Here is a 5541-nt window from a genome sequence, read left to right as displayed (position 1 = left end):
GACCGCCAAGCCCTACCGCTGGACCTACGACGGCACCCCGCTCAAGACAGCATGATCAACGCCCCTCCACGAACTTCCGCGGAGCAGCACTAGCCTCGGCCGGCGGCAACCGGGTACCGGTGATCGCCCAGCTGGTGCAGGCGGACGAGGACACGGTGCGTGACGTGATCCACCGGTTCAACGAGATCGGGCTGGCCTGCCTGGACCCTCGGAGGCCCGCGGGTTCATGGAAACTGAAGGGTTCTCAGCCGGAACCTGAGGATGGACTGTCGTGCTTTCGTGAGATCGGCCTTCGGGTTCAGCCGAACACGCGGGTGAGCGCCGAGCGGACCGCCCCCTGGGCAGCCTTCTGGGAAACGGTGCTGGCATCGTAGGAGTCATGACACCAGCAGGAACGACGCCGGAACCGGAAACCCCGATGCAAAGCGGCCTCACGACTCTGGGTGAGGTGGCGTGCCGTTATCAGGCAGAGGAGATCCGCCCGGAGGACCTGCCGATGATCGCTGCTGAGGCACTCGCGGCCGGGCTGGACGCCCCGACGCTGTGTGAGCTCGCCGGTTGGCCGCGCAACGCGGATACCCACGATATCCGCAACGCGTTCGAGCAAGCACTCGCCGAGTCCGAGATCGAGTTGCCCGATCCGGGTCTGGCTCGGCGCCACGCACTTCGCCGACTGGCGGCCAGACTCGTCGCTGGAGAAATCGCTCCCGCCGACCTGGCGACGGACGACTGGTGGAAGACGGAAGTCGAAACTGCGGAGGAGCGATCATTCGTGAAGCTGATCCCGCAATGCTCGTGCTGCCTTGAGTACACATTGGGGCTTGACCAGCAGACATGGGACGCCGAGCTGCGGATCGCCGCGCTCGCCCTGACAGCGTCTGCGCCGATCGGCCCCGGCTGCTGACTCTGCCGTGATGGCATGCTCACCCTCGCCAATGAAGTAATCCCGATGAGGCGGACTTCACCGAAGTGACTGTTCAGCGGCCTGGTCCAACAGCGCCCGTGCGGAGTCCGCGTAGCGGATGGCGGTCTTCTCCGCCAGGCCGAAGACCTCGGCGAGGTGGAGCGGGTCAGGGCCGTGTACAAGGGCTTCTTCGAGCTGGCGGTCGACGCGGAGCCGTTCCAGGGTGGCCCTCTGGCCGCGAAGCGCGGCGGAGACGGAGACTCCGCTGATGGGGCTGGCCTCCAGCGCGGTCTGCTTGTTGATCAGCAGGTGCGAGTTGGCGGTGTCGGGCCAGCGTCGTCGCCGGTGCTCCAGCCAGGCGAGGGCAGCCTGCAGGGTGAGCTCGTCCAGGGGCCGGACGCGGCCGTCGATGACGAGCCGACGGTTGCCGATGTCGAGGTCGTCGAGCTGGAGACGGCGGATCGCGCCAGGTCGGGCGGCGTGGACGGCCGCGAGGGCGAGGATCAGCCGGTCGGCCGGGCGTGTCACCGCGGCGACGGAGGACCGGACGTCCTCGGCTTCCAGCGGCTGAATGACGCCGCTCTCCTGCTGACCGACCCGGATGCGGCTGGTCGGGTTCTTGAAGATCGTGCCGTTCTTCTTGGCCCGGGCGAACAGGGACCGCAGGGCGACCGTGGCGTGCTTGCGCTGCGAGCCGCGGACTGTGGCCAGGTAGGCGAGGACGTCGTCACGGGTGACCTCGCGCAGGTGGTCATAGCGGCCAGACCACTCCAGCAGCACCGGCCGCAACCGGTTGAGGTAGCCCCAGACGGTTACCACGTCCCGGGGCTGGGACCGCGGGCCGCCGTCGTGCAGGAGCCGGGCCCAGTCCTGGACGTCCCGCCGGATGCCGGCCGCGAGGCCGTCGAGCTTGGACTCCAGCCAGCGGTCGAAGGAGGACGGCCGGTCGTCGAGGAAGACACCGATGTGGGCGAGCACTTCCGCGGTGCGCTCGACGCTGAGTCCACGGGACCGCAGGGCCGGGAACATCTCGGAGTGCCGGACGATGTCGCCGCCGGTGTGGCAGGACAGCACAATGACCAGGGCCCGGTCGACGTCCAGGCGGACGCCTCGGGGCCAGCCGTGGGCCTCGCCGAGGCGATGGGCAGTGTGTCGTGCCCAGGCCAGCCAGGGGTTGTCGAGACGTGCGTGCTTCTGCCGGTCGAAGCGGGTGAAGTCGCGGCGGGCCTCGAACAGAGCCGGTTGGACCCAGCCGCAGGCCGGCGGACGTGCCGGGGCTGGGTCGGGCAGCCGCGGCCGTCCCCTGCGCTTGCCGCGCGGAGGGCCCGGACACCGTGGCCGGTGGAGGTTGATCAGGAACAGCTGGTGGTGCCGAACCTTCTCCAAGTAGGGCTGCAGCACGGTGACTTCACCCTTGGCATCCTGACTCGCCTGGTGCCAGCACAGCCGGCAGTAGCCCTTCTTCAGCCGCACCACCCGGTAGCAGCCGCTGCACTCGGCGGGCTCCTCGGTGCGGCGGAAGCTCTGGCACGCACTGCACACGCGGCCGGGCAGCGCGCCCCAGCCGAAGCAGTCCGGGCAGCTGGCCGGCGGCTTGCACCTGGCCGCCGGCAGGACGTAGGCCATCACGACGGGGGGAGCGAGCGCCCGTCACGGCGACGAGGAACCACCGCCGGCCCCGCCGCTGCGACAGCGACTTGCTCGGTCTCCTGCTGCCCGGGCCGGGGGACCTTCTCCGGCTCGGGCAGCAATAGGTCGCCGATCTCGCAGCCGAGCACGACGCAGATCACGTCCAGGTCCTCCAGCTTGAGGGAGACCGGTTGGCCGGACCACAGGCCAGACATCTTCCCGGCCGAGATGACCAGCCCGTGCTCAGCCAGACTCCGCTGTAGCTCGGACGCCTTCCAGATGCCCTTGTTCGCGGCGATCAGCCGTAGGTTCCACTTCATCCCATCAGTCCTTCCAGGCGCTTCGCGGCCCGTTGCTGCCCGGCGGCCCAGGCGTCTTCCACCCTGGTCTGCTGGACGTGGACGTATCGCCACGTCGTGGCGATCCAGGAATGTCCCAAAACCTCCTGAATTGCGAGCAGGTCCAGGCCGCCCGAGTAGAGCTCGGACGCGCAGAAGTGCCGCAGGACATGCGGCGTCAACTTCTCAGCCCAGCCGGGAAAATGAGCCGCGACGGCGGCGGCCAGGCCGTTCCGCAGGGCGTCGTCGCCGACCCGGCGCGAGGACCCGTCGGTGTTCTTGCGCTCGGAGGGGAACAGCGGGGCGCCGGGGCGGCTGTGGTCGTCGTCGAACTGGCCCCAGACGTCCTCGATGAACCACCGCAGCGTCCGGTCCGCTCCGTTGATCAGCGGCACCATCCGCTCGCGCGGCCCGGAGCCGCGGGCGCCCTTGCCGAGGCGGACGTGGAGCTTGCCGAACCGGCCCAGGCTCCACTTGATGTCGCCCAGGTCGAGGCCGCACGCCTCGCTCACCCGCAGTCCGACTTGCGACATCAGCTTCGCGGCGGTGTAGTTCCTCGCGGTCGGGGCGAACTTGCGGCAGGTCGCCAGCTCGCCGCCCCAGCCGGTGAACAGCCGGCCGACCTCCGGCGCGGTCGGCGGGATCCGCAGCTGGGCGTCCTTGGAGCCGCGCGGACGGTTCATCTCGTCGATCGGGCACTCGACAACCCGCCCGGTCATCCGGTGGATCTCGACCTTGTGCCGCAGCTCCAGGAACAGGAAGTACGTGCTCAGCGCCTGCGAGCGGGCCAGCCGGGTGCCGCTGGGCGAGGCCGCACCACCACCAACGAATGACCACTTGCCATCCAGCCCACGAACCCCGCCGCGAAGTACCCCTGTCGTCGCCTTATCCCTGCCCAGTCCATCTGACCAACACCCAACACAACTGACCAACACCAGGTCAGAACACCAGCCGAGCAGCCATGACCCACACAACCCCACAGACAGGAACCCGATCACCTAATACTCCAGTGTGACTTCGTGATCTCGCGCTGGGGCTGGGTGGGAGCGGGAACGGCCACCGCGTGATCATCGGGGGTTGTGTGGACTCCTGAAGATCTTGCGGTGGCCGCGGGGCACAGCATAGACGCCGCCCGATGGCCGGCGATGTTCGACCAGGCGATGGCCCGGATCGCGGGCCGGTTCAGGCGGGTGGAGCCGCGGGCGACGGCCCGCGCGTTCGTGCTCGGACTGTTGTCCGGCGTCGAACGGAAGAACTGCTGGCGGCTGGCCGAGCAGGCTGGTTACGCCCGGCCCGGGCCGATGCAAAGGCTGCTGCGAAGCGCCCACTGGGACGCCGACGAGGTCCGCGACGACGTCCGTGCTTACATCGTCGAGCACCTTGGCGCCGACGACGGCGTGCTGATCGCGGACGAGACCGGGTTCTTGAAGAAGGGCACCGCCTCGGCCGGCGTGCAGCGGCAGTACACCGGCACCGCAGGGCGAATCGAGAACACGCAGGTCGGCGTCTTCCTCGCCTATGCCTCCAGCAGAGGAAGGGCGTTGATCGACCGTCGACTCTACCTGCCCGACACGGCCTGGTCCCGGGACACCGAGCGCCGAACCCGCGCCGGTGTGCCCGACCAGGTGGAGTTCGCGACCAAGCCCGCGCTGGCCGGGCAGATGATCGTCGCAGCACTGGACGCCGGGATCGGCGCCTCCTGGGTGACCGGCGACGAGGCATACGGCCAGGACCCCGGCCTTCGTGCCCTGTTGGAGTCCCGACGGATCGGTTACGTCCTGGCCGTCGCCTGCAAGACCAGGGTGCGGATCAACCAGGGACGGACCACTGTCCGGGCGGATGCCGTGGCCGACCGCCTGCCCGCCTCGGCCTGGCACCGGCAGAACGCCGGAGCCGGCGCGAAAGGGCCGCGCTACTACGACTGGGCCTGGGTCGAGATCGGTACCGACGGTCACCGGCATCTGCTGACCCGCCGCAACTCGACCACCGGCGAACTCGCCTTCTACCTGTGCTGGACCCCGAGACCGGTACCGCTGTCCGAACTGGTCCGGGTGGCTGGGATGAGGTGGTGCGTCGAGGAGTGCTTCCAGGCCGCGAAGGGCCAGGTCGGGCTGGACCACTACCAAGTCCGCCACTGGACCGCCTGGCACCGGCACATCACCCTGGCCATGCTCGCGCTGGCCTTCCTCGTGGTTCTCGCCGCCGACGCGACACCGGCGAGAACCGCACAACCGAACTGGCCAGCCCGCAGCACCGATCCGATCGACCTGACCGTCCCGGAGATTCGCCACCTTCTCGGGGCACTACTGAAACCACCCGCCACAACCCCCAACAGACTGCTGACCTGGTCAAACTGGCGCAGACACCACCAGGCCACAGCCCGCCGCAGCCACTACCGGCACCGACTCGCAGCCGGATAGATCACGAAGTCACACTGGAGTACTAACTGATAACCCCAGCTCAGACACACCGCGCCTGGTCACAATCAATGAGCGCGGACACCCATCCCCCCACAGGTATAGACCGAGTGGGGTGGGCGGCGAATTTCAGGCCTTCCGATGGCAACAGGTCACACCTAAGAGGACATCTCATTTGGACGGCCGAGTAGGCTCCGCGGGTGACGATCGTGGAGCGGCTGGTGCCGGATGAGTTGTGGGAGCTGTTCCAGTT

5 protein-coding genes and 1 pseudogene are annotated in these 5541 nt (G+C 68.6%); 3 read left to right on the top strand and 3 right to left on the bottom strand.

Annotated features, from left to right (window positions below):
• Positions 1–119: 119 nt before the first annotated feature.
• Positions 120–254, top strand: a pseudogene (locus ACIRVF_RS42865) (helix-turn-helix domain-containing protein); the annotation flags it as partial.
• A 125-nt stretch (positions 255–379) separates the two neighbouring features.
• Positions 380–904, top strand: coding sequence for a hypothetical protein (locus tag ACIRVF_RS42860; RefSeq protein ID WP_402830666.1), 525 nt, complete (start codon positions 380–382; stop codon positions 902–904).
• 57 nt (positions 905–961) lie between these two features.
• On the opposite strand, the gene ACIRVF_RS42855 is transcribed toward ACIRVF_RS42860, so the two are convergent.
• The 3 genes from ACIRVF_RS42855 to ACIRVF_RS42845 are packed head-to-tail and all read right to left on the bottom strand — an operon-like array spanning position 962 to position 3590.
• On the bottom strand, positions 962–2530 hold the full coding sequence (locus ACIRVF_RS42855) for a tyrosine-type recombinase/integrase (protein ID WP_402830664.1): 1569 nt from the start codon (positions 2528–2530) through the stop codon (positions 962–964).
• On the bottom strand, positions 2530–2853 hold the full coding sequence (locus tag ACIRVF_RS42850) for a helix-turn-helix domain-containing protein (protein ID WP_402830661.1): 324 nt from the start codon (positions 2851–2853) through the stop codon (positions 2530–2532). Before ACIRVF_RS42850 ends, ACIRVF_RS42855 begins: the two co-directional genes overlap by 1 nt.
• Complete coding sequence (locus tag ACIRVF_RS42845; RefSeq protein ID WP_402830659.1) at positions 2850–3590, bottom strand: tyrosine-type recombinase/integrase; 741 nt, start codon at positions 3588–3590, stop codon at positions 2850–2852. The genes ACIRVF_RS42850 and ACIRVF_RS42845 overlap by 4 nt, the downstream gene beginning before the upstream one ends.
• A 426-nt stretch (positions 3591–4016) precedes the next feature.
• Here ACIRVF_RS42845 and ACIRVF_RS42840 point away from each other — a divergent pair, with 426 nt between their 5' ends.
• Positions 4017–5291: an IS701 family transposase gene (locus ACIRVF_RS42840; protein ID WP_402830668.1), complete on the top strand. Its 1275-nt coding sequence runs from the start codon at positions 4017–4019 to the stop codon at positions 5289–5291.
• The last annotated feature ends 250 nt before the right edge of the window (positions 5292–5541 follow it).

The sequence above is a fragment of the Kitasatospora sp. NPDC101157 genome, assembly GCF_044768255.1.
GTDB lineage: Bacteria > Actinomycetota > Actinomycetes > Streptomycetales > Streptomycetaceae > Kitasatospora.
The sequence above is the reverse complement of the archived record's forward strand: the minus strand, read 5'-3'. Positions and strand labels throughout refer to the sequence as shown.

Bases quoted from the DNA above. Each gene is read 5' to 3' on its own strand.
- ACIRVF_RS42850 (WP_402830661.1), bottom strand. From the start codon at position 2,853: ATGAAGTGGAACCTACGGCTGATCGCCGCGAACAAGGGCATCTGGAAG.
- ACIRVF_RS42855 (WP_402830664.1), bottom strand. From the start codon at position 2,530: ATGGCCTACGTCCTGCCGGCGGCCAGGTGCAAGCCGCCGGCCAGCTGC.
- ACIRVF_RS42845 (WP_402830659.1), bottom strand. From the start codon at position 3,590: ATGACCGGGCGGGTTGTCGAGTGCCCGATCGACGAGATGAACCGTCCG.
- ACIRVF_RS42860 (WP_402830666.1), top strand. From the start codon at position 380: ATGACACCAGCAGGAACGACGCCGGAACCGGAAACCCCGATGCAAAGC.
- ACIRVF_RS42840 (WP_402830668.1), top strand. From the start codon at position 4,017: ATGTTCGACCAGGCGATGGCCCGGATCGCGGGCCGGTTCAGGCGGGTG.